This window comes from Rubellimicrobium arenae (assembly GCF_017916275.1).
GTDB lineage: Bacteria > Pseudomonadota > Alphaproteobacteria > Rhodobacterales > Rhodobacteraceae > Rubellimicrobium > Rubellimicrobium arenae.
In genome coordinates this window covers 140,124-165,900 of sequence record NZ_JAFMST010000003.1, presented here as the reverse complement: position 1 = coordinate 165,900, position 25,777 = coordinate 140,124, and the positions used below count along the sequence as shown (strand labels likewise).

The following is a 25,777-nucleotide window of genomic DNA, read 5'->3' as shown; positions in this document are numbered from 1 at the left end:
TCATTTTGCCGTCGGCCCGACCAAAGATGCGGCGACCCGATCCCGAGCACGATGGAGGACGCCTGCCGGACCTTAAGGGGGCGATTGGCCGATGTCGTGCGTCTGAGGCCAGCCCGATGGATCGCCCACAAACCTTGCAGGGCGGATGCCCGGCCTTGGCTCCGGTGACGTCACTACCTCTCTTGGGTGAACGCGACGCTTGTTCCGTCTGTCGCCTTCGAGCCCCGGAAACGAAAAGGCCCGCCGTGAAGCGGGCCCTCCGGTCGTCAGATCGCCACGACGTCCAGTGGAGGAAAGCCGTTGAAGCAGACCGACGAATAGGTCGAGGTGTAGGCGCCCGTGTTGCGGATCAGCACCCGGTCCCCGGCCTTGAGAGCCAGCGGAAGCTGCATCGGACGCTTTTCGTAGAGCACGTCGGCCGAGTCGCAGGACGGGCCGGCAACGATGCAGGGCCCCGTGGCGTCACCGTCGTGGGGAGTCACGAACTGGTAACGGATCGCCTCGCCTTCGGTCTCGGCCAGACCGGAGAAGCGGCCGATCGACAGGTAGACCCAGCGGTGCAGGTCGCGCTCGCTCTTGCGGGAGGTCAGCACCACCTCGGCCACGATCATGCCAGCCTCGGCGACCAGGCCACGGCCCGGCTCCGCCATCAGGCGGGGCACATTGCCAAAGCGCTCGGTCACCATCGCCATGACGCCGGCCGCGTAATCGGTCGGAGCTTCGATGGCCTCGCCGTAGAAGGCCGGGAAGCCGCCGCCGATGTTGAGAAGCGTCAGCTCATGCCCGGCAACCTTGGCATCCGCCCAAAGCTGCGCCACGGCGTCCAGCGTGGGGCGCCACATCTCGGCCTTGCGGGTCTGCGAACCCACGTGGAACGAGAAGCCCACCGGGTCGAGACCCAGCTCCTTGGCGCGGTCCAGCAGGCGAAGCGCGGTATCGCGGTCGCAGCCGAACTTGCGGGTGAGCGGCCAATCGGCCATCGACACCTCGACGATCACGCGGATGTAGACCTGCGCGCCGGGGGCGTGTTCGGCGATCTTCTCCAGCTCCTCGTCGGCATCGGCCGCGAACAGGGTGATGCCGGCCTGATGCGCCCAGGCAATGTCGCCCACGCGCTTGATGGTGTTGCCGTACGAGATCTGGTGCGGCTGCGCGCCCTGGGCAAAGCACATCTCGATCTCCCCACGCGAGGCGGCGTCGAAATGCGCGCCAAGCCGGACGAGACGGCCCAGGATGGCCGGATGGGGGTTCGCCTTCACGGCATAGTGGATGTCGGCATGGCCCAGGCCCGCCTTGAGCGCATGGTATTGCGCTTCCATGCGGTCCACGTCGATGACCAGCGTCGGGCGGTCGAACTCCGCCGTGGCGCAGAACGCCTCGAGGCGGTTCTCGTCGAAAGCGCGGACGGCAAGAGATTGCGACGGGGCCATCGCCCCCGCGAATTGGACAGTCATCGGTCATCTCCGACAGAACAAAGAGGCCCCTTTCGGGGCCAGGCGATTCCAAGGGAGACGTTACCGTCGCTACGTAAACACGTGGGCGCGAAGCTGTCCGGCCAGAGGCGCGTGCGTTGGCGTCTATGGCCCCCATGTGGGGCATTTGCGGATTCGGATCAAGACCCTTTTTCGGCTGAGCCGACGGTTTTTTACAGAGCGGGCCAGCAGACCTAAGTTCTTGGCAAGTCTGAGGTTTGTTCCCGGACTCAGTGGATCGTTCCCCTTTGACGCCGGACCTTGGGCGTGGGAGCCTGGGGCACATGGCCCGTCTGATCCTTCTCAACAAACCTTACGGCGTTCTGTCACAATTCACCGACGCCAGGAGCCCGTCGCCCCGTCCGACCCTGTCCGGTCTCGTCGATCGGCCGGGCGTGTATCCGGCCGGGCGACTGGACCGTGACAGCGAAGGCCTGCTCCTTCTCACGGATGACGGCCGCCTGCAGGCGCGCATCGCGGATCCGCGTCACAAGATGGAGAAGACCTACCTGGCCCAGGTCGAGGGTGATCCCACCGAGGCGGACCTCGAGACGCTCCGCCGTGGCGTCACGCTCAACGACGGCCCCACCCGGCCCGCCACGGTGCGCCGGGTCGACCCGCCCGATCTCTGGCCCCGGGATCCGCCAATCCGGGTGCGGCAGAGCGTGCCGGACACCTGGCTGGAGATCACGATCACGGAAGGGCGCAACCGGCAGGTGCGCCGCATGACGGCTGCCGTGGGCCTGCCGACGCTGCGGCTGGTGCGATGGAGAATCGGCCCGTGGACCGTCGGGGATCTTGCTCCCGGGCAGTGGCGGGAGGTTCCGGTGCCCGATCCACGGATACGGTAGGGGGGCCGAAGCCCCCCGCCCCTTATGCCGCCAGCTTGGGCAGCAGGTCGTCCAGCGACTTCTTGGCGTCGCCGTAGAACATCCGCGTGTTGTCCTTGTAGAAGAGCGGGTTCTCGATCCCCGAATAGCCGGTGCCCTGCCCGCGCTTGGAGACGATGACGTGCTTGGCCTTCCAGACCTCGAGCACCGGCATCCCGGCGATGGGGGAGTTCGGGTCCTCCTGCGCGGCCGGGTTCACGATGTCGTTGGACCCGATGACGATGGCGACGTCCGTCTCGGGGAAGTCGTCGTTGATCTCGTCCATCTCCATCACGATGTCATAGGGGACCTTCGCCTCGGCGAGGAGCACGTTCATGTGGCCCGGCAGCCGCCCCGCGACGGGGTGGATCGCGAAGCGGACGTTCTTGCCCCGGGCGCGGAGCCGCTTGGTCAGTTCCGACACGGATTGCTGCGCCTGCGCGACGGCCATGCCGTAGCCGGGGATGATGACGATGTTCTGCGCATCGTCCAGCAGGGCCGCCACCCCGTCCGAGTCTATGGCCACCTGCTCGCCCGTGATCTCCATGGCCGGACCGGTCGTGGTGCCGAAGCCGCCCAGGATCACGCTGACGAAGCTGCGGTTCATCGCCTTGCACATGATGTAGCTCAGGATCGCCCCCGAGGAGCCCACGAGCGCGCCCGTCACGATCAGCAGGTCGTTCGACAGCGTGAAGCCGATCGCCGCCGCCGCCCAGCCCGAATAGCTGTTGAGCATCGACACCACCACCGGCATGTCGGCGCCGCCGATCCCCATGACGAGGTGGTAGCCGATGAACAGCGCCGCCGCCGTCATCAGCAGCAGCCAGATGAACCAGCCGGTGGAGACGTAGAGCACCAGCATCAGCAGCGAAAAGACCGCCGCCCCCGCGTTCAGCATGTGCCCGCCGGGCAGCTTCTCGGCCTTGCCGGTGATGCGGCCCGCCAGCTTGCCGAAGGCCACCACCGAGCCGGTGAAGGTCACCGCGCCGATGAACACGCCCAGGAACAGCTCCACGAGGAAGATGTTCACCTCCACGGGCGTCTTGTGCGCCAGCACGGCGGCAAAGCCGGTCAGGCCGGCGCGCGCTGTTTCGTCCATGGCCTGCACGCGGCCCAGTTCGATATGGCCGTTGAAGCCGATGAACACGGCGGCCAGGCCCACGAAGCTGTGGAGCGCCGCGACCAACTGCGGCATCTCGGTCATCTGGACGCGCTTGGCAACCATGGCGCCCGCGACCGAGCCGATGGCGACCATCAGGATCACCACCCACAGGTGCTGCACGTCCGGCCCGAAGACCGTGGCCAGCACGGCCAGGGCCATGCCCGCGATGCCGTACCAAACGGCGCGCTTGGCGCTTTCCTGCCCCGAAAGGCCGCCCAGCGACAGGATGAAGAGAATGGCAGCCGCGACATAGGCCGCGCCGACGAGTCCGATGGCCATGGCTCAGGACCTCTGGAACATGGCGAGCATCCGGCGCGTGACCAGGAAGCCGCCCACGATGTTGATGGTGGCGATCAGGATGGACAGCGCCGCCAGGATCACGATCAGCCAGTGGCCCGACCCGACCTGCAGCAGCGCGCCGAGGATGATGATCCCCGAGATCGCGTTCGTCACGGCCATCAGCGGCGTGTGCAGCGAATGCGACACGCTCCAGATCACCTGGAAGCCCACGAAGCAGGCCAGCGCGAAGACGATGAAGTGGCTCATGAATGAGGCGGGCGCGTAAAGGCCGATCAGGCCCAGCAGCACCGTCCCGGCCACCAGCAGGGCGACATGCCGGCGCGTCTCGCCCTTGAAGGCCAGAACCTCCTGTTCCCGCTTCTCGGCGGGCGTGAGCTCCCGGGGCTTGGGCTTGGCCGCGACGCTCGCGATGGCCTGGATCTTGGGCGGTGGCGGCGGCCAGGTGACGGCGCCCGCATGGACCACGGTCGCCCCCCGGATCACGTCGTCCTCCATGTTGTGGACCAGCACGCCGTCCTTGCCGGGCGTCAGGTCCGTCAGCATGTGCCGGATGTTGGTTGAATACAGCGTGGACGCCTGCGCCGCCATGCGCGAGGGGAAGTCGGTGTAGCCCACCACCGTGACGCCGTTGGGCGTCGTGACCTTCTGGTCGGGCACCGTCAGCTCGCAGTTGCCGCCCCGTTCCGCCGCGAGGTCCACGATGACCGAGCCGGGCTTCATCATCTCGACCATGTCGCGCGTCCAGAGCACCGGCGCGGGCCGGCCCGGGATCAGCGCGGTGGTGATGACGATGTCCATCTGCGGAGCCAGTTCGCGGAACTTGGCCAGCTGCTTCTCGCGGAACTCCGGCGAGGAGGGCGCGGCGTAGCCGCCGGTCGCGGCGCCGTCCTGGCCCGCCTCGAACTCCAGGAACACGAAGGACGCGCCCATGGATTCGATCTGCTCGGCCACCTCGGGCCGCACGTCGAAGGCGTGGACCACGGCGCCGAGGCTCACCGCCGTGCCGATGGCGGCAAGTCCCGCGACGCCCGCGCCGACCACGAGCACCTGCGCCGGGGGCACCTTGCCCGCCGCCGTGACCTGGCCCGTAAAGAAGCGGCCGAAGTTCGCGCCCGCCTCGATCACCGCGCGGTAGCCCGCGATGTTGGCCATGGACGACAGCGCATCCATCTTCTGCGCGCGGCTGATGCGGGGCACCATGTCCATCGCGATCACCGAGGCCCCCGTCGCCCGCGCCTGCTCGAGCAGGTCGGCGTTCTGGCCGGGGTAGAAGAAGGAGATGAGCGTCTGCCCCTCGCGCAGGAGCGCGACCTCGCCCGGCTCGGGCGGGCGAACCTTGGCGACCACATCGGCGCCCTCGACCAGCGCCCGCGCATCCGGGACGACCTCGACCCCCGCCGCGCGGTACATGTCGTCCGAAAAGCCCGACGCCTCGCCCGCGCCGGCCTCGACCAGGCAGGTGTGCCCCAGTTTGTGAATGTCCTGCGCCGAGGCCGGGGTCATCGCCACCCGTGCCTCGCCCGGCTGCACCTCGCGCAGAGCGCCGATCCTCATGGGCTGTCCCCTCCCCTTTTTGCGGCTGCAGAGAGGCATAACCCGGACATCTGCGCCTTCACAAGCGCAAGGGACCTAAGCCTTTCCGCTCAGATCCAGCGGCGGGTGTCCCGGCAGTACCGCACGAAGGCCGCCGGGAACCGTCGGGCCAGGGCCGCTTCCTCCGGAACGATGTAGCGGCGCTCGATCCACCAGGCGTAGATCGGAACCAGCGGCAGCGCGGAGGGCGACCCCAACCGGAGCGCCCAGCCCAGGAGCACCAGGACGAAGCCGAGGTAGATCGGATTGCGCGACAGCGCGAAGAGGCCCGAGGTGACGAGCTGGCTGGCCTCCCGGCGCGGCATGACGGCGGTGCGGGCGCGGCGCAGTTGCAGGACGGCCAGCAGTCCGACCAAGACTCCGCCGCCGACCAGGAGCCCCGCGAGCAGGTCGGTCTCCGGGCAGCTGAAGCTCAGGTTCCAGGGATCGCCGCGAGCGATCACCCAGGCCACGGCGCCGAACAGCACGAGCCAGAGCGGAGGAAGGTCGAGACGACGCATGAGCCCAGCCTGCCCCGGCTTCCGGAACCTGTCCATCCCTCGCCCTCGCCCGCGGGCTGGCCTATGCTGCGCCCGAGGGAGACGCATGATGACCGACTTCGCCGCCACCAAGGCACTCTTCGACCTGCCCGCGGGACTTGTATATCTCGACGGCAATTCGCTGGGCCCGCTGCCCAAGGCCGCTCCCGCCCGGATGGAGCAGGCGATGCGCGCGGAATGGGGCACGATGCTGATCGGCGGATGGAACCAGGCCAACTGGATGGCGCAGCCCCGGCGCCTGGGGGACCGCATCGGCCGCCTGATCGGGGCCGAGCCCGGCCATACGGTGATCGGCGACACCCTGTCGATCAAGGTGTTCCAGGCCCTGTCGGCATGCCTGGCCCTGCGGCCCGACCGCCTCGTGATCCTGTCGGACACCGGCAACTTTCCATCGGACCTTTACATGGCCGAGGGGCTCGTCCGGATGCTCGGCGGCCGGCACGAACTGCGGCTCGCGGAGCCGGAGGACCTCGAAGACGCGATCACCGAGGAGGTCGCCGTCCTCCTCGTGACCGAGGTGGACTACCGCACCGGGCGACGCCACGACATGGCTCGGCTGACGGCCCGGGCTCATGCGATGGGGGCGCTCGTCGTCTGGGACCTGGCCCATTCGGCGGGGGCGCTGCCCGTCGATGTGGCCGGGGGCGGGGCCGATTTCGCCGTCGGCTGCACCTACAAGTATCTCAATGGCGGCCCCGGCGCGCCCGCCTTCATCTACGTGGCGCCGCGCCATGCCCATGACGCCCCCCCGGCCCTCTCGGGCTGGCTCGGGCATCGCGCGCCCTTCGCCTTCGAGCTTTCCTATACGGCGGGTGACGGCATCGACCGGATGAGGGTCGGCACGCCGCCGGTTCTCGCGATGGCCTCGCTCGAGGCCGCGCTCGACATCTGGGACGCGGTCGAGATGGACGACCTTCGGCGCGCCTCTCTGGCGCTGACCGACCGGTTCATCGACGGGGTGGAGGCCGCCTGCCCCGACCTCGTCCTTGCCACCCCGCGCGACCACGAACGGCGCGGCAGTCAGGTCAGCTTCCGCCATCCCGACGGCTATGCCGCGATGCAGGCACTGATCGCCCGAGGGGTCGTCGGGGACTTCCGGGCCCCCGACATCATGCGCTTTGGCTTTGCCCCGCTCTATATCGGGTCGGCCGAGGTGGATCGCGCGATCGAGATCATCGCGGAGGTCATGAATGGCCGCCATTACGACGATGCGGCCTACCGCCAACGCGCCGCGGTGACCTGACGCGGGCGGGCCAAGGCCCGCCCTGCCATATTACATGAGCCACTGCCGGTAGTCGCTCACCAGGAGCCGCAGGGGCGCTTCGTCTTCCTCGATGTCGGCAAAGCGGCCGATCGGCTCACGGAAGACGTTGTCCGTCTCGTCGTCGTTCACGGTGGAGACCTCGCCGATCAGCACCGTCCCGCCCTGGCCCCAGAAGGCGTGCCAGTCCCCCGGCAGGAGGGTGATGCTCTCGCCCGGAGCGAGCAGGATCCGCTCCCCCGGCCCGTAGGGGCGCGGAAGGCCATCGGTGTAGACGGTGCCGCCGTGATTCTCGCTGAACCGCCCTTCCTCGTCCGAGCCGAAGAGCTCGATCACCAGCGTCGCGCCACCGCGATTGATGATGTCCTCGGCCTTGATGACATGGGTGTGGTGAGGAGACAGCTGATCCTCGTGGGAGATGAGCAGTTTCTCGGCGTAGCACATGCCCCGGCCCTGCTGGAGGTCGGCCAGGCGACCATTCCGCAGCGTGAACAGGAACAGGCCCATCCGGTCGTATTCGCCGCGCCCGTAATCCGTGATGTCCCACCCGCAGCGGGCATCGATGATGGCCTTCGCCTCGTCCTTGCGGGCCTTGAACTCCTCGGGCGTCCAGTTGGCGAAGGGCGGGAGGACGAAGCCATGGGAGCGGATGAACGCCTCCGACTCACGGATGATCTCGTTGATGCGGCTGCGCTTCATGGCTCCCCCCTTGGTTTGGAGCCCGACTATATCGCCAGCGCAGCCCCCCTCAAGCCCATGCGCTTCCGGAATCGGAAAGAACGAGACGGAGGGACGCGCGGTCGCGCGGCGCCTCCGAACCGGAGACCGGATCGCCCGGGCAGGCTCGGCCTCGGAAGCGCCTGGAGCCGGCCGCCGGCCGCGTGGCCGATCCGCTCGGCCGGAAGCTCGTCCGTGGCTGGCCGCTGCCGGTGAGTTGCCGGACCAAGTCCATGGAGGGCGGACCTGCTCCCGCCCGGCCCGCGCGCCGGTCTGCCCCCGGGCCATTGAAGAGTCAGCTCCCAAGGCCCGGCTGCGCGAAGGCCTCGACGCGCTACCCGCTGCAACCAAGGCTTCGACGCAAGCCGCCGTGAAGGTGATCAGCCCCCGGACTGAAGAGACGGGCGGCTGCGCCGGCTCACCAGGAGCCCAGTGTCGAACAGACCGGTCTTTGGGATCCTGGGCGAAGGGCCAACGATCGGCCACGATCACGCAGGCGATGCCGTTTCAGGCCTTGGCATCAGCCTTTCGATCACGCCAACGGGCTGATAGCGGCCAGGCCAACCACAACCGGCACCGCCAAACCGGCGCTGCCATTCAACTTGGAAACCAAGGCCCGGCCGCCCAACTCGGTAACCTGTCCCGCACATGAACGAGAGTAGGTTAACACGAATCGGGCGATTCGCCTAACGTTAGATTAAGCTCGATCAGGCTCGTCTGAGCGTCCTCTGCCGCCCCGCCGCCCAGTCGTGCACCGCGGCTCCGAAGGCCTGGAACAAGGGGCGCGAGACCGGGTCGTTCGCGGCATTCCACTCGGGGTGCCATTGCACGGCCAGCGTGAAGCCTGGCGCGCCCCGGACATAGATCGCCTCGGGCGTGCCATCGGGCGCGACGCCGTCGACGACGATGCGCGGCCCGGGGTTCTTGATGCCCTGGCCATGAAGCGTATTCGTCATCACCTCCCGCGCGCCCATGAGCCGGTGAAAGGGCCCCCCCTCGGTGAAGGACACCTTGTGACGAAGCGCGAACTTCTCCTCGAGGGTGCCGTTCGGGGGCATCCTGTGATTGTCGCGGCCCGGGAGGTCGCGGATCTCGGCATAGAGCGTGCCGCCGAGCGCGACGTTGACCTCCTGGAAGCCGCGGCACACGCCCAGGAAGGGCTGCCCCCGCTCCACGCAGGCGCGGATCAGCGGCAAGGTGACGGCATCGCGGGACCGGTCGAAGCTGCCGTGGGCCGGGGTCTCCTCCTCGCCATACTCCTCCGGGTGGACGTTGGGACGCCCGCCCGTCAGGAGGAAGCCGTCGCAGACGTCGAGCAGTTCCTCGACCGTGACCAGGGATGGATCGGCCGGGATGAGGAGCGGCAGGCAGTCGGAGACATGGGCCACCGCCGACGAGTTCATCGCCCCTCCGGCGTGCGCCGGGTATTCGTCGTTGATGAGGTGGCTGTTGGAGATGATCCCGACAACGGACCTGTGACGTGGCATGGCATGCATCCTGCTATCCTCCGGGAAGGTAAGCGCCCGGCCAGCCGTTAGGAAGACCATGGTGCCATCTTTGTCGCGCCCCGGCGCGTGCGGCACCCCTTTGACCAGAGCCAGGGCAGGATGCCGCGCCGATAGGCGTCCTAGCCCGGCACCAGCGCGCGGAAGCGCCGCATGGCCCCATGAGCCTTTCGGTTCAGCACCGCCAAGGCGTTCCGCCGGCGGACGTCGAGAGGGTTGAGCCGGGGGCTGACCTCGTCAGGGCCAAGGATCTGCTGGAACTGACGATCCAAGTAGCTGCCCCGCGGAGGCATGCGATTCACGTCGACACGCGCCCGCCGGAACAGCTCGTTGTACAGGTGGACCCCCAGGCTGCCGGCGCATTGGGCCTCGGCCTGGCGAAGGCGCGACGGCAGGAGGAGATCGGTGACCACCCGGCTCCAGTGAACCGGATAGAAGGCGCTGGGGTCCATGACGCGCACATCGAACTTCCCCGACGTCGCGAGGCTGGTGAGCAGAACCGGCCCGGCCAGTCCCCACGGCGCGTCGGGGCCCATGTCCCGGGCCCGTTCGTAGGCGTGCAGGAACATGGGGTCGCCGGCAGGCGCATAGATCACCGCATTATTGAGCCGGATCGCATCTTCCCGCCCGACCGTGACCGTATCGAAGGCCGGGAAGGGCTGCAGGCAAAGGACGTCGGTATCGACCCAGTAGCCGCCCCTCTCATGGAGCATCCGGTATCGGAACCAGTCGGAGAAGACAGCCACGCTGCCTTTCCCCAATCCCCGGTTGTAGATGAAGAGTTCGGACTTCGGGAGAATGGCATCTGCAGGCTCGACGCGAATGCCGTCCGGAACTTCCAGATCCCGATCGTAGGAGAACACGACGACATCATGGCGTTGATTGACGAATGACTTGAGACAGGCAGCGGCCCAGGCACTCAGACGCGGGCCGTGCCAGAAAGTCTGGATCGACGGGAGTTGACCAAACATGTTCCTAGTACTTTTGAACTGACGCCCAGATAATTTGGAGCGGGTTCAAGCCTATATCTTTTGTCCAGGATAGCACGTCGGTCGAAAACGCGACTCACCGTTTCTGGAATCACTGTTGCAGTTCGCCCCCCGAGGGCTCTGGAAGGCCGAACTGCGGATTATTCCAAGGCAGGAGTCGCCCGGGTTATGACCCGGCGAGTTTCCGTTCTGCGCGGCGCCGATGCAGCACCGGTTCCGTATAACCCGAAGGCTGGATCCGGCCCTTGAAGATCAGGTCGCAGGCTGCCTGGAACGCCACGCCGTCGAAATTCGGCGACATGGGCCGATACAGCGGATCACCCTCGTTCTGCCGGTCCACCACCACCGCCATTCGGCGCAGCGCCACCATGACACGCGGCTCGTCCACGAGGCCATGGTGAAGCCAGTTCGCCAGGGCCTGCGAGGAGATGCGGCAGGTTGCGCGGTCCTCCATCAGGCCGATGTCATGGATGTCCGGCACCTTGGAGCAACCGATGCCCTGGTCGATCCAGCGCACCACATAGCCCAGGATCCCTTGGACGTTGTTGTCGACCTCGGAGTCGACCTCGGCCTCGGACAGGTTGCGGCCGCCCAGGACGGGGATCGTCAGCAGATCGCGCAGCGTGCCCCGCGCGCCGCCTGCTGCGATCTCCTCCTGACGGGCGGCGACATCCACGATGTGATAGTGGGTCGCGTGCAGCGTCGCGGCCGTGGGCGACGGCACCCAGGCGCAATTCGCCCCGGCCTTCGGATGCGCGATCTTGTCCCGGAGCATCGCGGCCATGAGATCGGGCGCCGCCCACATGCCCTTGCCGATCTGCGCCTTGCCGCGCAAGCCGCAGGCCAGCCCGATATCGACGTTCCGCTCCTCGTAGGACCGGATCCAGGGCTGGGCCTTCATGTCCCCCTTGGGCACCATCGGGCCGGCTTCCATGGAGGTGTGGATCTCGTCCCCGGTGCGATCGAGGAAGCCCGTGTTGATGAAGGCCACGCGCTCCTTCGCGGCGCGGATGCACTCCTTGAGGTTGGCCGAGGTGCGGCGCTCCTCGTCCATGATGCCGAGCTTCACGGTCAGCCGCGGCAGGTCCAGCGTGGACTCGACCCGGTCGAAGATCTCGCAGGCGAAGGCGACCTCCTCGGGCCCGTGCATCTTGGGCTTCACCACGTAGACCGAGCCCGTCGACGTGTTGCGGGGCCCACCCTCGCGGCGGAGGTCGTGCAGCGCGCAAAGCACCGTCACCATCGCATCCATGAGACCCTCGTGGGCCTCCTGCCCGTCGCGGTCCAGGATCGCGGGCGTGGTCATGAGGTGGCCCACGTTCCGCACCAAAAGCAGCGAACGCCCCTTGGCCCGAAGCGGCTGTCCGTCCGCGCCGGTCCAGTGGCGATCGGGGTTCATCCGGCGGGTCATCATGCGCCCGCCCTTCTCGAAGGTTTCCTCGAGGTCACCGCGCATCAGGCCCAACCAGTTGCCATAGGCCAGGACCTTGTCCTCGGCGTCCACGCAGGCGACCGAGTCCTCGCAGTCCATGATGGTGGACAGCGCGGATTCGAGCACGACGTCGGACAGGCCCGCCGGGTCCGAAGCCCCGATCGGGGTCGCGGGGTCGACGACCAGCTCGATCAGGAGGCCGTTGGCCCGCAGGACCACCCGAACCGCGCCCTGATCCCCGGACCAGCCCGCGAACTGGCCCGGATCGGACAGGCCCACCGGGCGGCGCTGCCCGCCGTCGCCGGCCACCTCGATCCGCAGGCCCTGCGGATCCACGCCGAGGTGGACGACGTCGCGCCACGATGCGCCGGCCAGCGGCACGACACGGTCGAGGTGGTCCTTGGCCCAGGCCATCACCCGCGCGCCGCGTTCCGGGTCATAGGCCCCCTTGGCGGGCAGATCCCCAAGAGCGTCGGTCCCGTAGAGCGCATCATAGAGCGAGCCCCAGCGCGCATTGGCGGCGTTCAGGGCGAACCGCGCGTTGGTCACCGGCACCACGAGTTGCGGGCCCGCGACGCGGGCGATCTCGGGATCGGTCGGCGGGGTCTCGATCGTGAAGTCCGGTCCCTCGGGCACCAAGTAGCCGATCTCGCGGAGGAAGGTTTCGTAGTCCACAGGGTCGTGCTCGGCGCCGCCCTGGGCGATGTGCCAGTCGTCGATCTGCGACTGAAGCTGCTCCCGGCGGGCCAGCAGAGCCCGGTTTCGCGGCCCGAGTTCGTGAATCAGCCCTGACAGGCCGGCCCAGAACGCATCAGGCGAAACCTCTGTCCCGGGCAGAGCACGCTCCTCGATGAAGCGCGCCAGCACCTCGTCCACGCGAAGACCGGACCGTTCGACACGCTGCCCCATCGCTTCCCCCTGAGCCAATTCCCGCCGAATGGGTAGATCAGGACGGGCGGTCAGGCAACCTCGCGTCGAAACTTAGGCATACACCTCAGTTTCGGCTTGATCGCTTTTGGCCGGCATGATAGTTAGTCTCATGGCTAACAATCAGGAGCTCGACGCCCTTTTCCAGAACCTCGCCGATCCCACCCGGCGGGCGATCCTGGCCCGGCTGGCCCATGGGCCGGCGACGGTGACCGACCTGGCAGCTCCGTTCGACATGGCGCTGCCCTCCTTCCTTCAGCATCTTCGCAAGCTGGAGGATGGCGGCCTGATCGAGACGACCAAGCAGGGCCGGATCCGGACCTGCACGCTCAGGGTCGGGGCACTGGCCCCGGCACGCACCTGGATGGAGGAGCAGCGGCTCCTCTGGGAGGGCCGGCACGACCGGCTCGAAGACTACCTGGCCACCCTCACCAAAGGACCTGACGACCATGGCTGACCTGACCCTCACCCGCATCTTCAAGGCTCCACGCGCCAAGGTATGGGAGTGCTGGACCCAAGCCGAGCATCTCAAGAAGTGGTTCACCCCGCCCCCGGCCGAGACGGTCGAGGCGATCATCGATCCCCGCCCCGGCGGACGCTTCTTCACCGTGATCCGGTACATGGGCCAGGACATGCCCGGGGACGGCGTCATCCTCGAGGCCGTGCCGGGCGAACGCCTGGCCTTCACCAACCTCCTGATGGAGGGCTGGCGGCCCGCCACCGACGTGGACCTGCCCTTCACCGCGACGATCACCCTGCGCGATCACCCGGACGGCACGGAGTATCACGTCGTGGCCCGCCACCCGAACGAGGAGATCGCCCGCCGGCACGAGGAAATGGGCTTCTCCCAGGGCTGGGGAACCGCCGCCGACCAGCTCGGCCGGCTTGCAGAGACGCTCTGATGACGGCCGAGGACCTGAGCGTCACGCTCACCCGTCATTTCCGCGCCGGTCCTGTCCAGGTCTATGAGGCCTGGACGAATCCCGACGCGCTCCCCCGCTGGTTCGGCCCCGAGGGCTACTCCTGCCGGACCCATTCCATCGACGTGCGCGAGGGAGGCGAATGGCTGTTCGACATGATCGGCCACGGGATGACCTTTGCCAACCGCCATCGCTGGACCGAGCTTCGCCCCCATTCCCGGATCGCCTTCCTGATGGATGCCGGCGAAGGCTCTGGCGATCCTCTGGAGGTGGTGGTCACGCTGGATCCCGAAGGGGACGGCACGCGTCTTCGGCAGACCATGCGGTTCCCCTCGCCGGAACGTCTCGCGGAGGCCCGCAGCTATCAGTTCGAGGACCGGGGCCAGGAAACCTTGGCCAAGCTTGCCGCTAGCTTGGGCGAGTGACCTTCGACCGCCGCGACCGGCATCGGTCCGAGCAATAGACGACCTCCTCCCAGACCTTTTCCCACGCCTTGCGCCAGGTGAAGGGCCGTCCGCAGACCGGGCAGACCTTGCTGGGAAGGTCGGATTTCCTGCGCATCTTCGGCATCATGTCCCCATGCGGAAAGGGGCGGCACGGCGCCGCCCCTTCAGGATCGTCTCTTACGATTGCCTTATTGGTTCTGCGACTCTTCTTCGCTCGCGGCGCCGCCCTGGGCATCCACGGGGTTCGTGGGCTCGGCCGCCTGGCTTTCGCCCGGATCGGTGTCGGCCGGGTTGCCGGCCCCGGTGTCGGGCGAGGTCACGGTCTCGGGGGCGACCGTCACGGCCGAGGGGTCGGGCTGCGTCGTCGCCGTGCCGGCATTGGCGTCGTCATTGGCGAAATCGTTCGCGCTGGGTCCCGCCGTATCGGCCCCGGCCGGCGCCACGGTTCCGGTCGTGTCGTTCACCTGCGCCTCGGGCCCCTCGGGATCGCCCCCGCGCCCGAAGGCCCAGAAGGCCAAAAGGGCCAGCAGGATCAGGGCGAACAGCACCACGGCGAACATCCCCTGGAGCGGCCCCCGGTGATGCCGGGCTTGTTTCTCGAGATCTCCGTCGGGTGCGGACATCCTTGAATCCTCCTTCGCGAGCCCGCCTTGCGGGCCGGTTTCAAGCCCCCTAACGTCCGAGCCCTCGGATTTGTTCACCCGGAAGGGAGCGCAGCATGGCGGACGGCACGGCGGATCCACGCACGATCCACCTGAAGGACTACACTCCGTTCCCCTGGAGCATAGACGGCGTAGAACTGACCTTTGCGCTGGCCCCACGGGGAACGCGCGTCACCTCGCGCATCCGATTTCGTCCGAACGAAGGTGCCCAGCCCGCGCCCTTCTTCCTGCACGGCGAGGATCTTCGACTGGTCGAGGCCCGGATCGACGGCCGCGCCGTGACGCCGGCCGTCACCCCCGAGGGCCTGACCTGCGAGGTCCCCGCCGGGGCCTTCACCTGGGAGGCGGTGGTCGAGATCGACCCCGAGGACAACACACGCCTGGAAGGGCTTTATCTGTCCAGGGGCATGTACTGCACGCAATGCGAGGCCGAGGGCTTTCGCCGCATCACCTACTATCCCGACCGCCCCGACGTGATGGCCGTCTTCACCGTCCGGATCGAGAGCGACCTGCCGGTGCTGCTGTCGAACGGCAACCCAGGCCCCTCCGGCCCGGGCTTCGCCGAATGGCACGACCCCTGGCCCAAGCCGTCCTACCTGTTCGCCCTGGTGGCCGGGGAGCTTCTGGCCCATCGCGACAGCTTCACCACCATGTCCGGCCGCCCCGTGGACCTCGCCATCTGGGTTCGCCCCGGCGACGAGGGCAAGTGCGCCTGGGCCATGGAGTCGCTCAAGACCTCGATGCGCTGGGACGAGACGGCCTATGGGCGGGAGTACGACCTCGATGTCTTCAACATCGTGGCCGTGGACGACTTCAACATGGGCGCCATGGAGAACAAGGGGCTGAACATCTTCAACAGCTCCGCCGTCCTGGCCTCCCCCGATACCGCGACCGACGCCAATTACGAACGGATCGAGGCGATCGTCGCCCACGAGTACTTCCACAACTGGACGGGCAACCGGATCACCTGCCGCGACTGGTTCCAGCTGTCGCTGAAGGAAGGGCTGACCGTCTTCCGGGACGCGCAGTTCACCGGAGACCTGCGCGGCCGTGGCGTGAAGCGGATCCACGACGCGGCCTTCCTCCGGTCCGCCCAGTTCCGCGAGGACAACGGCCCCCTCGCCCATCCCGTCCGGCCCGAGAGCTTCGTCGAGATCAACAACTTCTATACCCTGACCGTCTATGAGAAGGGCGCCGAGGTCATCGGGATGCTCAGGCGCCTCGTGGGCGAGGACGGCTACCGCAAGGCGCTGGACCTCTACTTCGAGCGGCACGACGGCCAGGCCGCCACCATCGAGGACTGGCTCAGGGTGTTCGAGGACGCCACGGGCCGCGACCTTGCGCAGTTCAAGCTCTGGTACTCCCAGGCCGGCACGCCGCGCGTCAGGGTCGAGGAGTCCTACGAGAACGGCACCTACCGGCTCGATCTGACGCAGACCCTTCCTCCGAGCCCGGGCCAGCCCGGCAAGCAGCCGATGGTGATCCCGGTCGCCGTCGGGCTGCTGAACCCGAACGGCGACGAGGTCGTGCCCACCACGGTCCTCGAGCTGACCGAGCCCCGGCAGAGCTTTACCTTCAAAGGCCTGGCGGCTCGGCCCGTGCTGTCGATCCTGCGCGATTTCTCGGCTCCGGTCATGCTCGACCGACAGGCGTCCGAGGGGGAAGCCGCCTTCCTCCTCGCCCACGACACCGACGAGTTCAATCGCTGGGAGGCGGGCCAGACCCTTGCCCGCCGGGCGATCCGGGCGGCGCTAGACGGGCGGAGCATCGATGCGGCCTGGGCCGAGTCGCTCCGTGCCGTCCTGCGGGACACGACTCTCTCCCCAGCCTATCGGGCGACCATCCTGGCCCGGCCCTCCCAGGAGGAAACGGCCCAAGCCCTCTTCGATGAGGGTCAGACCCCCGACCCTGTCGCCATCTTCCACGCCCACGAGGCGGTCGACCTGCATCTCGCGCGGTCCCTGCCCGATCTGCTGCCCGCGCTCTTCGAGGAAGGGCAGGTCCCGGGCCCCTATTCGCCGGACCCGGACGCGGTCGGCCGGCGGTCGCTGGCCAACGCCGCCCTGGCGCTCTTGTCCCGCGTGGACGACGGCGCCCGCGCCCGCGCGCAGTTCGCGGCGGCCGACAACATGACCCAGAGCGTGGCCGCGCTCGCTTCGCTTCTGGCCATCGGCAAGGGAGCGGAGGAGCTTCGGATCTTCCACGACCGCTGGGGTCATGACCGGCTGGTCATGGACAAGTGGTTCGCGCTGCAGGTGGGCCAGGCCCGGCCCGAGGTGGCGGTCGCGACGGCAGAGCGGCTGACCCGGCACCCGGCCTTCGACTGGAAGAACCCGAACCGCTTCCGTTCGGTCTTTGGCGCGCTGTCCGGGAACCCCGCCGGGTTCCACGATCCCACGGGCGCGGGCTACCGGCTTCTGGCCGACTGGCTGATCCGGCTGGACGGAGCCAACCCGCTGTCCGCCGCGCGGATGTCCTCGGCCTTCAGCACCTGGCGTCGGCTTGACGCAGCCCGTCAGGGCCTTATCGCCGCGGAACTCCAGCGAATTCAGGCCACCCCCGGCCTGTCGCGGGACCTGTCCGAGATGGTCGGCCGCATGATCGCCTGACGGAACTCGGCAAGCTCCTGCCTCATTTCCGGGCAGGGCTTGCCGAAGTTCGCCGGCCAGAATACCTGTGCAATCACAGATACGTGGGCCGGCCCTGTCACGGGTGAGCCACTTCATCACTCGGTGACAAGGCATGAGAGACCGCATCGACCCCCTCATCGAGGAACGCGCGCCGTGGCTCGCCAAAGGGAGTCCCCTGGTCAAGCCGGCCAGGTTCCTGCTCGACAAGGCGCTGTCCTACGACAAGACCATCGCCATCGGCGAGAAGTTCGAGGACAAGACGACCGCCGAGCTGATGGGTGAGCTCGGCCGCATGCTCGCGCGCGAGGTGACGGTCTCGGGGCTCCACAACATCCCGCGCCACGGCCCGGCGATGATCGTGGCCAACCACCCGACCGGCATCGCCGACGGCATCGTGCTCTGGCATCTGCTGCACCCGATCCGGCCCGACCTGTACGTGTTCGCCAACCGGGACATCCTCCGCGTCCTCCCGCAGATGGAGGACTCGATCGCGCCGGTGGAATGGCGGCTGGAGAAGCGCAGCCACGCCAAGACGCGCGAGACGATGGCCTACACCAAGAAGGCCGTCGAGGAAGGGCGCCTCGGCATCATCTTCCCCTCGGGCCGCCTCGCCAAGCGCGAGGGACTGCGCCTGCACGAACGGCCCTGGATGGCCTCGGCGGCGATGCTCGCGCGCAAGTTCGACCTGCCGGTGATCCCGGTGAACATCCGGGCGCGCAATTCGGTGCTGTTCTACCTGTTCGACCTGATCCACCCGACGCTGCGCGACATCACCCTGTTCCACGAGATGCTGAACAAGGCCAAGCAGCCCTATGTCGTCACCGTGGGCGAGGAAATCTCCCCTGCCGCCATCCCCGCCTCGTCCGAGGAGGGCATCGAGATGCTGCGCCGCGCCACGCTCGCGCTCGGGGGCCGCGAGGATCAGACGGTCAGCATGCTGTCGGCGACGCGAAAGCCCGCTCTACGGTTCTGACACCTCCGGACGGCCCAGCCGCGGCAGAGCCCCGGGAGTGATAGGGGGACGTCGGCGCGTTGGGCGGGCCCAGCGCGCCGAAGCTCATTTCTCTTGCGACCCCCGGCCTCAATCGGGATGACGGCAGGCGTCTTGCCCAGGCTTGCCCGGCAGAACAAGCTCGTGGCGTTCGGTTCCTTCCTGTCTCGGCCCTGCGATTGGCTCGCCTTGGCCGGACCGCGGCCTGCCGTTCGATCGGCGAAACGCTGGGACGAAGTCCCGGCAGGCGTCTTCGGCAGCCGGGATCGCGCCCGGGGTCCGGGGCTGGTAGGAAGGCCGTGCCGGTGACATCCGCATCGGGGGAGGACGTCATGACCATCACCATCTACCACAATCCCGCATGCAGCACCTCCCGCAACGTGCTGGCCATCATCCGTGCCAGCGGCGAGGAGCCGCGGATCGTCGAATATCTGAAGGATCCGCCTGACCGGGAGCGCTTACGATCGCTCATCGCGGCCGCCGGCCTGAGCGTGCGCGAGGCCATGCGGCAGAGCGGGACGCCCTACGCAGAGCTGGGCCTGGACGACCCGGGCCTTGGCGATGAGCAGCTCCTCGACGCCATGATGGCACATCCCATCCTGATCAATCGACCCTTCGTCGAGACGCCCAAGGGCGTGCGCCTCGCCCGCCCGTCGGAGGTCGTGTTGGAGATCCTGCCCAACATCGACATCGGAGATGTCCGCAAGGAGGATGGCCAAGCGGTCCGCCGAACTGGCCCACGTCCCGAATAGACCGGCGGTCGCCAGAGCCCCAGCCCGGACCTGCCCAGAGCATCTTACGGCGGTTGATCGCACGGATGGCCCGACCTCGTCGGAATCCGCTCGATCCACCTGAATGCACTGGCCTTGGTCCGCAAACCTTTCTTGTGGATCAGGCGACAGGAACGCCCATCCAGAATGATCGGGGGGCGGCGCTGCTGCGCCGCCCCTCTGTCAGTCCGGTAGGGTCGCTTGTCAGGCCTGCCACAACGTCCGGGTCGGCCCGGGCTTCTGGCGGGTCAGCGAACCGGCGAGCTTTCCAATCGGGGATCGAGCGCCAGAGACGCCACGGCATAGGACTGCTCGGGGGGCAGCGTGCCCGGCCGAACCGGCGGGATCAACGAAGCCATGACGGCCAGCACAGGCTTGCAGTAGCTCTGGTCCTGCACCCATTCACGGATGTTCTCACGCAGTTCCGGGTTGGACATGGGTCCCCAGTCGGCGGCGATGCCCCGATCGTTCGCGGCGACGACGCCATCGCGGCTCACGGTGCGGGACATGATCCGGATGGCGCACTGGAGGTTGGCCTCGCCATCCCGCAAGGCCTCAGCCGAGGTGGCGTCGCAGCCGTAATGCCGCGCTGTCGCCGGCGAGATCTGGAGCAGTCCCTGCCAGGCTCCGCCGCCGCCCTGGGCGCGAGGGTTGAAGTTGCTTTCGTAGCGGGCCAGCGCGGAGACCGTGCCCACCCAGAAGGCCGCCCGCAGATGAGCCGGGTTCCGTTCGTAACCCGGGCACCAGCTCTCGATGTCGGCAGGCACCAGGTCGGTCAGGTTGTGCGGGGCCGAGTCGATGGCCTTCATGGCCGCCTCGCTCCAGGCGTCGGCCTCACCATGACCATCCCATCGTGCGGCTGCCGTGAACACGGGCCGGGGCTCGGGACGGATCTTGGCGCCGCTCTGGACGGTGATCTCGACCGGGATGCTGCCCAGCGCACGAACCGGCGGCCGTTCGGGCACCTGGGCGGCCGGTGCCGTCGTCCGTTCCAGATCCGCGTGAACAGGCCCGGTAAGGTCCGCCTGGAACGAGACGGGTTGCAGGCCGGGTCCTGTCGGGGCCAGCGGCTCGGCAGAAGCCGCCAGCCCCGCGATCACGGCGAAGGTCCCCCCCAGGGTCCAACGTGCCACGTGCAGCGCACTCAACATGTCAAACACCTCCCGATTCGCCAAACCGATATTTGTTTAGCATTTACAGAGACTTGGATGCCAAGCCTCACCTGGATTGGAAAGTCATCCGCGGCAGTAGCTCTGGCTTGACACCCATCCGGCCATCTGCTGGCGCTTGTCGGCCGAGGCGAACGGCCCCCAGTCGGCGGCGAATCCCCCGCCTCCGGCAGCCACCACGCCATCGCGCGTCACCGTCCGCGCGGCGATCTGCACCGCGCATTCCAAGTTTGCCGCGCCATCCGTCAGTTCGGACCCCGAGTCGGCATCGCAGCCGTAGCTCCGGGCGGTTCCGGGCGCGATCTGCACGAGACCGAACCATTGCCCTCCCCCGCCGACCGCATGGGGGTTCCAGGTGCTTTCGAAGCGGGCCAGCGCCGAGAGGAGCCCCGCCCAGAAGGCCGCGCGCTCCTGCGGAGCGGCCTCCGCATAGCCCGGGCACCAGGTTCCGATGTCCCCTGGAACCTCGGACAGCAGAGCCACGCCCTTTGTATGGATCGCGTCCAGCGTGGCCTCGGTCCATTGGTCCGTTTGCGGCCCCTGCTGGTCCCAGGCCATCGCCGGAAGGACCTCGGGCGCTGGCGCAACTACCGGTTGCGACGCACAGGCCCCCAGAAGTGAAAGGGCAAGGAACGGAACCGCAACGCCAAGCGTTGCACATCTGACACGTGGTGTGTTTTCTTCGTCTTGCATGGCTGCATGACGAACCCTGTGCGTGGCCGGGGTAAACCCATGCTGACGCCAGACCCCGACTCTCGGCAGATTCCGGCCAGAGTCGCGGGGTCGTGATAAGCGGACTGTCGCCGGTCGAGGCCGAAAACCGGTCCTGCTTGCAGATTCCCGGCCATCCTCCTACGACGCTTGACGATTCTCGGAGGGAGGCTCCCGATGCTTGATCTGTCGTCCGTTCCGGCGCCCAAGGCCAAAGTCATCGAAGGCGTGACAGGCCCGTGGGAAATCGTGATCGGCCTTGAGGTGCACGCTCAGGTTGCGACGGCCGCCAAGTTGTTCTCGGGCGCGTCGACCGCGGTGGGGGCCGAACCGAACTCCCAGGTGTCGTTCATCGACGCTGGGATGCCCGGGATGCTGCCCGTCATCAACGAAGGCTGCGTGGCGCAGGCCGTCCGCACCGGGCTGGGCCTCAGGGCTCAGATCAACCTGGTCTCGGCCTTCGACCGGAAGAACTACTTCTATCCGGACCTGCCGCAGGGCTACCAGATCAGCCAACTGTACCACCCGCTGGTCGGAGAGGGCGAGGTGATCGTCGAGATGCCGGGCGGCACGGCCCGCCGTGTCCGGATCGAGCGCATCCATCTCGAACAGGATGCGGGCAAGTCGATCCACGACATGGACCCGACCATGTCCTTCGTGGACCTCAACCGGACGGGCGTCGCCCTCATGGAGATCGTCTCGCGCCCCGACATCCGGGGCCCTGAGGAGGCCGCCGCCTACGTCTCCAAGCTGCGGCAGATCATGCGGTACCTCGGCACCTGCGACGGCGACATGCAGCACGGCAACCTGCGGGCCGACGTGAACGTGTCCGTCTGCCGCCCCGGCGCCTGGGAGGCGTTCATGGCCGGCGACCCCTCGGGCCTCGGCACCCGTTGCGAGATCAAGAACATGAACTCGCTCCGCTTCATCCAGGCCGCCATCGACCACGAGGCGCGTCGCCAGATCGCGATCCTCGAGGATGGCGGGTCCGTCGTGCAGGAAACGCGACTTTACGATCCCGACAGGGGCGAGACCCGCTCGATGCGCTCCAAGGAAGAGGCGCATGACTACCGCTACTTCCCGGACCCCGACCTCCTGCCGCTCGAGATCGAGCAGGCCTGGGTGGACGATCTCGCGGCCAACCTGCCGGAACTTCCCGACGAGAAGAAGGCCCGCTTCATCCGCGACTTCGGGCTGTCGGACTACGACGCCTCGGTCCTGACCGCCGACACCTCCGACGCCGCCTTCTTCGAGGCGGTGGCGCAAGGGCGCGACGGCAAGATGGCCGCGAACTGGGTCATCAACGACCTCTTCGGCCGCCTCAAGAAGGAAGGGCACGAACTGTCCGACAGCCCGGTCTCGCCCGCGCAGCTCGGCGGCATCATCGACCTGATCGCCAGCGGCGACATCTCGGGCAAGATCGCCAAGGACCTCTTCGAGATCATCTACACCGAAGGTGGCGACCCGCGGGAGATCGTCGAGTCGCGCGGCATGCGGCAGGTCACCGACGCCGGCGCCATCGAGAAGGCCGTCGACGAGGTCATCGCGGCCAATCCCGCGCAGGTCGAGAAGGCCAAGGCCAATCCCAAGCTGGCCGGATGGTTCGTAGGCCAGGTCATGAAGGTGACCGGCGGCAAGGCCAATCCGGCGGCCGTCAACGCGCTGGTCAACGCAAGGCTCGGCCTCTGAACTGCTGATCTCGTTGGACGAACCCCGACGGCCCGCTATCCTTTGGCGGGTCCAGGGGGTGCGACCGATGCAGAGCCATGAATACCGTGTCATCCCGGCTCCGCGCCGCGGCGTGAAGGTCAAGGGCGCAAGGACGCCCGAGGACCGGTTCGCCCGCGCGGTCGAGGCCGAGATGAACCGCATGGCGCAGGACGGATGGGAGTTCGTCCGTTCGGACACCCTTCCCTGCGAACAGCGTCAGGGCTGGTTCGGAGGTCGCGTGACGGTGTTCCAGACCATGCTGGTGTTCCGCCGCGTGGCGCACGAGGCGGACCGCCTTGGCGCGGGGCAGCCGGTTCCGTTGCCTGCGCTGGTGCACTCCGTCCCCACGGCTCCAGTCTCGCCCATGGTGGCGCAACGGACGCCGCCCTTGGTGCGCGAAGCTGTCGTGGCCTCGCCCCTTGGGGCCGAGCCGGCCCTGTCCGAATCGGTGCGCGACTCCCGCCTCGCGGCCGAGTAGCCGTCAGGCCTCCACCTCGATCGCGAGGGCATGGATCCGGTCCATCACCTCGGACCCCAGCGCGGCGTGGATCGCGCGGTGGCGCTGGACCCGGCTCATGGAGGCGAAGGCAGGTGCGCCGATGCGGATGCGCCAATGAGTCTCGCCCCCTTCCCGCCAGCCGCCATGCCCCCTATGTCCCTCGCTCTCGTCGAGAACATCGAGCCGGGTGGGCTGGAAGGCGTCCACCAATCGTTGGCGCATTTCGTCTCCGATCCGCATCTTTTTCCTCAAGCCCCCTTCTATCCGCCGTCCCGATGACTAAACTCGCGCGTCCGGGACGGAAAGAGCAGGACAGCGAGCGAGCGTTACGTGAGCATGGCAAAGAACGATCCCTTCGGCTTCGACATGTCAGTGTCGGCCTCCAAGAAGAAGAACCCGCGGGGCCGTCGCGGCATGACCGGGGCGTCGGAGACGTCGACCCGGGTCTGCGACCACGCCGGCTGCCAGGAGCGCGGTGCATTCCGCGCACCCAAGTCACCGGATTCACTCGACGACTTCTGGTGGTTCTGCAAGGACCACGTCCGCGAGTACAATCTCAAGTGGAACTTCTTCCAGGGTGCTACCGAGCAGGAGTTCATCGACCAGGTCCAGAGCGACCGCGTCTGGGGCCGGGAAACCAAGCCCTTCGGCAAGAAGAGCGAGGAGCAGCGCGCCTGGGCCCGGCTCGGCATCGACGACCCCCATCAGGTCCTGGGGGAGAACGCGACCCGCAACGCCGGTCGGGCGGCCACGGCCGGCAGCCGCCGCCTTCCTCCGACCGAGCGCCGCGCCTGCGAGATTCTCGACGTGCGAGACACCGCGACCAAGACCGAGATCCGCAAGGCTTACAAAGCCCTGGTGAAGGTCCTGCACCCCGACATGAACGGCGGGGACCGAAGCCAGGAGGAGCAGCTCTCCGAAGTGGTCTGGGCCTGGGATCAGATCAAGGAAAGCCGCAACTTCAAGGACTGACGCCCGTCAGGAGGCGGCCGGGAGAGGTGCGAGCCGTAGGGCTCAAGCCTCCTTCCCGACCGCAGGCCGCCCCGTCCGACCGGGGCCGCCCAGCCAAGGATAAGGCGAAGCGAGCTGGAGTCCCGCGCCGGTCCGTCACAGGCCTGTGATCGGTCCGATCGCAACGACGGGTCCGGTGGCCTGCCCGGTCGGAGAGCCTCCGAGCGGCTCGATCGAGACCGCGAGGGCATTGTCCTCGAACTGCGGGATCAGATCGGCACGCACTTCGATGACGCCCGCCGCGTCGCGCGGCAGGACGCCCAAGGAGGTGGTCGAGTTGTCGTCGACATGAACCAGCCAGAGTTCGAGATCCCGTCCTTCGGGCACGGTTCCTGCCGTGCGCTCGACCTCGAGGCGACCGGTCTCGCGGTCGAAGGCGGCCTGCACGACCAAGGAGTCATCCTCGGCCGCGATCCGGGCGGTCAGGTCGGGGGTCCCCTGTGCCGTCCACAGGTTGGGCCCGAGGGCCAGGATGGCCAGCCCGGCCGCGGCGAGCCCGCCCAGCAGCCAGGGCCAAACGCCAAGGCGCTGCAGCAGGCCAGCCGGTCTTTCGTCCGGGAACAGCCTTCGGGTGACGCGTTCCTGCAGGTCCCTGGGGGGCGTCACGGGCGCGATGTCCTCGGCCAGGGCCGCGAAGTGCTCGGTCCAGTCCCGCACCATCTCCCGGAAGGCAGGATCCTCGACAAGCCGGTCCTCGGCCGCGGACCGCTCCGCGGGATCGAGGAGGCCCAGGACGTATTCGGCAGCCAGACCGACGTCGTCCTCCCGTTCCGCATCCCATCCGCTCATGACGCCAGACACTCCCGAAGCTTCAGGAGACCGCGCCGGAGCCAGGTGCGGATGGTGTTCAACGGCACGTCGTACCGATGGGCGAGGTCGACATAGGCTTCGCCCCCCAGATAGCAGCGGCGGATGGCGTCCGCCCGGTCTGGTGGCAACGTCCGAAGGCAATCTCCGATCCGTCCGCGGACCGAAGCGGCGACCACGGCCTCCTCGGGGTTCGGCGCGCCGTCCGCAACCTCGATCACCTCGTCGATGGGGGCGGCCCGCTGACTGCGCCGGGCCCGCAGGCGGTCGATGGCATGGTTCCGCGCGACCGTGATCAGCCAGGTCATGGGGCTCAGCCCATTCGACCTGTAGCGGTCCGCGTTGTGCCAAAGCTTCACGAAGATCTCCTGGAGTGCGTCCTCGGCCTCTGCCCGATCATCCAAGACACGCAGGACCACTCCGAAGAGTTTCGCGGACGTGGCTTCATAGAGCGCCGTCAGCGCCCGCCGGTCGCCGATCGCCATGCGGGCGATCATGTTCTCGATCTCCGTCAGGCTGTTCATGTCGCCTCCCCGCGCCACATTGCCCATGACGCCGCGCAAGGCAATCATCTCCTGAGCGAAGCGGACAGGATGCGGCGTTCAGGCCGCCCGATGGGGTGACATCCACGCTGGCCTGACGAACGATGCCGTCCAACGCAGGACCATCTGAGCCCGGGCATCCG

26 protein-coding genes are annotated in these 25,777 nt (G+C 67.8%); 11 read left to right on the top strand and 15 right to left on the bottom strand.

Going from position 1 to position 25,777, the window contains the following annotated elements:
- Positions 1 to 266 precede the first annotated feature (266 nt).
- The gene (locus J3P31_RS05530; protein WP_210527410.1) at positions 267 to 1,454 is read right to left on the bottom strand and encodes a type III PLP-dependent enzyme; all 1,188 of its coding nucleotides are present in this window, start codon (positions 1,452 to 1,454) and stop codon (positions 267 to 269) included.
- A gap of 302 nt (positions 1,455 to 1,756) precedes the next feature.
- Between J3P31_RS05530 and J3P31_RS05525 the strand changes: the two genes are divergently transcribed.
- Positions 1,757 to 2,323: a pseudouridine synthase gene (locus J3P31_RS05525; protein WP_210527409.1), complete on the top strand. Its 567-nt coding sequence runs from the start codon at positions 1,757 to 1,759 to the stop codon at positions 2,321 to 2,323.
- A gap of 22 nt (positions 2,324 to 2,345) precedes the next feature.
- On the opposite strand, the gene pntB is transcribed toward J3P31_RS05525, so the two are convergent.
- From pntB to J3P31_RS05510, 3 genes are all read right to left on the bottom strand, one after another.
- On the bottom strand, positions 2,346 to 3,782 hold the full coding sequence (pntB, locus tag J3P31_RS05520) for a Re/Si-specific NAD(P)(+) transhydrogenase subunit beta (protein ID WP_210527408.1): 1,437 nt from the start codon (positions 3,780 to 3,782) through the stop codon (positions 2,346 to 2,348).
- A gap of 3 nt (positions 3,783 to 3,785) precedes the next feature.
- Entirely contained in the window at positions 3,786 to 5,357 is a 1,572-nt protein-coding gene (locus tag J3P31_RS05515; RefSeq protein WP_210527407.1) for a Re/Si-specific NAD(P)(+) transhydrogenase subunit alpha, read from the bottom strand.
- An 89-nt stretch (positions 5,358 to 5,446) separates the two neighbouring features.
- Positions 5,447 to 5,896 carry a methyltransferase family protein gene (locus J3P31_RS05510; RefSeq protein ID WP_210527406.1) on the bottom strand — a complete coding sequence of 150 codons (450 nt, stop codon included), beginning with the start codon at positions 5,894 to 5,896 and terminating at the stop codon, positions 5,447 to 5,449.
- A gap of 88 nt (positions 5,897 to 5,984) precedes the next feature.
- Here J3P31_RS05510 and kynU point away from each other — a divergent pair, with 88 nt between their 5' ends.
- Complete coding sequence (gene kynU / locus J3P31_RS05505) at positions 5,985 to 7,178, top strand: kynureninase (protein ID WP_210527405.1); 1,194 nt, start codon at positions 5,985 to 5,987, stop codon at positions 7,176 to 7,178.
- A 30-nt stretch (positions 7,179 to 7,208) separates the two neighbouring features.
- Here kynU and J3P31_RS05500 read toward each other — a convergent pair whose 3' ends face one another.
- From J3P31_RS05500 to J3P31_RS05485, 4 genes are all read right to left on the bottom strand, one after another.
- Entirely contained in the window at positions 7,209 to 7,895 is a 687-nt protein-coding gene (locus tag J3P31_RS05500; protein WP_210527404.1) for a D-lyxose/D-mannose family sugar isomerase, read from the bottom strand.
- Between the two features lie 725 nt (positions 7,896 to 8,620).
- Complete coding sequence (locus J3P31_RS05495) at positions 8,621 to 9,400, bottom strand: gamma-glutamyl-gamma-aminobutyrate hydrolase family protein (protein ID WP_210527403.1); 780 nt, start codon at positions 9,398 to 9,400, stop codon at positions 8,621 to 8,623.
- A 140-nt stretch (positions 9,401 to 9,540) separates the two neighbouring features.
- Positions 9,541 to 10,281, bottom strand: a complete 741-nt coding sequence (locus tag J3P31_RS05490) for a glycosyltransferase (protein WP_210527402.1) — start codon at positions 10,279 to 10,281, stop codon at positions 9,541 to 9,543.
- Positions 10,282 to 10,573: 292 nt separating this feature from the next.
- The gene (locus J3P31_RS05485; protein ID WP_210527401.1) at positions 10,574 to 12,748 is read right to left on the bottom strand and encodes a malate synthase G; all 2,175 of its coding nucleotides are present in this window, start codon (positions 12,746 to 12,748) and stop codon (positions 10,574 to 10,576) included.
- Between the two features lie 130 nt (positions 12,749 to 12,878).
- On the opposite strand from J3P31_RS05485, the gene J3P31_RS05480 reads away from it, so the two are divergent.
- Genes J3P31_RS05480 through J3P31_RS05470 form a run of 3 tightly spaced genes read left to right on the top strand, consistent with a single transcriptional unit; the run spans position 12,879 to position 14,111 of the window.
- On the top strand, positions 12,879 to 13,223 hold the full coding sequence (locus J3P31_RS05480; protein ID WP_210527400.1) for an ArsR/SmtB family transcription factor: 345 nt from the start codon (positions 12,879 to 12,881) through the stop codon (positions 13,221 to 13,223).
- The gene (locus tag J3P31_RS05475) at positions 13,216 to 13,668 is read left to right on the top strand and encodes an SRPBCC family protein (RefSeq protein ID WP_210527399.1); all 453 of its coding nucleotides are present in this window, start codon (positions 13,216 to 13,218) and stop codon (positions 13,666 to 13,668) included. Before J3P31_RS05480 ends, J3P31_RS05475 begins: the two co-directional genes overlap by 8 nt.
- Positions 13,668 to 14,111, top strand: a complete 444-nt coding sequence (locus J3P31_RS05470; protein ID WP_210527398.1) for an SRPBCC domain-containing protein — start codon at positions 13,668 to 13,670, stop codon at positions 14,109 to 14,111. The genes J3P31_RS05475 and J3P31_RS05470 overlap by 1 nt, the downstream gene beginning before the upstream one ends.
- Here J3P31_RS05470 and J3P31_RS05465 read toward each other — a convergent pair.
- Both J3P31_RS05465 and J3P31_RS05460 read right to left on the bottom strand, forming a co-directional pair.
- The gene (locus J3P31_RS05465) at positions 14,095 to 14,247 is read right to left on the bottom strand and encodes a DUF2256 domain-containing protein (protein ID WP_438270287.1); all 153 of its coding nucleotides are present in this window, start codon (positions 14,245 to 14,247) and stop codon (positions 14,095 to 14,097) included. The genes J3P31_RS05470 and J3P31_RS05465 overlap by 17 nt on opposite strands.
- Positions 14,248 to 14,320: 73 nt before the next feature.
- Positions 14,321 to 14,755 (bottom strand): hypothetical protein, encoded by a 435-nt coding sequence (locus J3P31_RS05460; RefSeq protein WP_210527397.1) that lies wholly within the window; start codon positions 14,753 to 14,755, stop codon positions 14,321 to 14,323.
- A 95-nt stretch (positions 14,756 to 14,850) separates the two neighbouring features.
- On the opposite strand from J3P31_RS05460, the gene pepN reads away from it, so the two are divergent.
- The 3 genes from pepN (at position 14,851) to arsC (ending at position 19,167) form a co-directional block, all read left to right on the top strand.
- Positions 14,851 to 17,403, top strand: coding sequence for an aminopeptidase N (pepN, locus tag J3P31_RS05455; RefSeq protein WP_210527396.1), 2,553 nt, complete (start codon positions 14,851 to 14,853; stop codon positions 17,401 to 17,403).
- A 133-nt stretch (positions 17,404 to 17,536) separates the two neighbouring features.
- Positions 17,537 to 18,397 (top strand): lysophospholipid acyltransferase family protein, encoded by an 861-nt coding sequence (locus J3P31_RS05450; protein WP_210527395.1) that lies wholly within the window; start codon positions 17,537 to 17,539, stop codon positions 18,395 to 18,397.
- Between the two features lie 350 nt (positions 18,398 to 18,747).
- On the top strand, positions 18,748 to 19,167 hold the full coding sequence (gene arsC, locus J3P31_RS05445) for an arsenate reductase (glutaredoxin) (protein ID WP_210527394.1): 420 nt from the start codon (positions 18,748 to 18,750) through the stop codon (positions 19,165 to 19,167).
- A 266-nt stretch (positions 19,168 to 19,433) separates the two neighbouring features.
- On the opposite strand, the gene J3P31_RS21325 is transcribed toward arsC, so the two are convergent.
- Complete coding sequence (locus J3P31_RS21325) at positions 19,434 to 20,336, bottom strand: transglycosylase SLT domain-containing protein (RefSeq protein ID WP_246849310.1); 903 nt, start codon at positions 20,334 to 20,336, stop codon at positions 19,434 to 19,436.
- Between the two features lie 84 nt (positions 20,337 to 20,420).
- The gene (locus J3P31_RS05435) at positions 20,421 to 20,912 is read right to left on the bottom strand and encodes a transglycosylase SLT domain-containing protein (protein WP_368373023.1); all 492 of its coding nucleotides are present in this window, start codon (positions 20,910 to 20,912) and stop codon (positions 20,421 to 20,423) included.
- A 330-nt stretch (positions 20,913 to 21,242) separates the two neighbouring features.
- On the opposite strand from J3P31_RS05435, the gene gatB reads away from it, so the two are divergent.
- Together gatB and J3P31_RS05425 are read left to right on the top strand one after the other, a co-directional pair.
- Positions 21,243 to 22,754, top strand: coding sequence for an Asp-tRNA(Asn)/Glu-tRNA(Gln) amidotransferase subunit GatB (gene gatB / locus J3P31_RS05430; RefSeq protein ID WP_210527392.1), 1,512 nt, complete (start codon positions 21,243 to 21,245; stop codon positions 22,752 to 22,754).
- Positions 22,755 to 22,821: 67 nt separating this feature from the next.
- Positions 22,822 to 23,253 carry a DUF4177 domain-containing protein gene (locus J3P31_RS05425; RefSeq protein ID WP_210527391.1) on the top strand — a complete coding sequence of 144 codons (432 nt, stop codon included), beginning with the start codon at positions 22,822 to 22,824 and terminating at the stop codon, positions 23,251 to 23,253.
- A 3-nt stretch (positions 23,254 to 23,256) separates the two neighbouring features.
- Here the strand turns inward: J3P31_RS05425 and J3P31_RS05420 are convergent, their stop codons facing one another.
- Positions 23,257 to 23,514 (bottom strand): BolA family protein, encoded by a 258-nt coding sequence (locus tag J3P31_RS05420; protein WP_210527390.1) that lies wholly within the window; start codon positions 23,512 to 23,514, stop codon positions 23,257 to 23,259.
- Between the two features lie 96 nt (positions 23,515 to 23,610).
- Between J3P31_RS05420 and J3P31_RS05415 the strand changes: the two genes are divergently transcribed.
- On the top strand, positions 23,611 to 24,246 hold the full coding sequence (locus J3P31_RS05415; protein ID WP_210527675.1) for a J domain-containing protein: 636 nt from the start codon (positions 23,611 to 23,613) through the stop codon (positions 24,244 to 24,246).
- A 135-nt stretch (positions 24,247 to 24,381) separates the two neighbouring features.
- Here J3P31_RS05415 and J3P31_RS05410 read toward each other — a convergent pair whose 3' ends face one another.
- Both J3P31_RS05410 and J3P31_RS05405 read right to left on the bottom strand, forming a co-directional pair.
- Positions 24,382 to 25,074: an anti-sigma factor gene (locus tag J3P31_RS05410; RefSeq protein WP_210527389.1), complete on the bottom strand. Its 693-nt coding sequence runs from the start codon at positions 25,072 to 25,074 to the stop codon at positions 24,382 to 24,384.
- Positions 25,071 to 25,616, bottom strand: coding sequence for a sigma-70 family RNA polymerase sigma factor (locus J3P31_RS05405; protein ID WP_210527388.1), 546 nt, complete (start codon positions 25,614 to 25,616; stop codon positions 25,071 to 25,073). Before J3P31_RS05405 ends, J3P31_RS05410 begins: the two co-directional genes overlap by 4 nt.
- Positions 25,617 to 25,777: the final 161 nt, after the last annotated feature.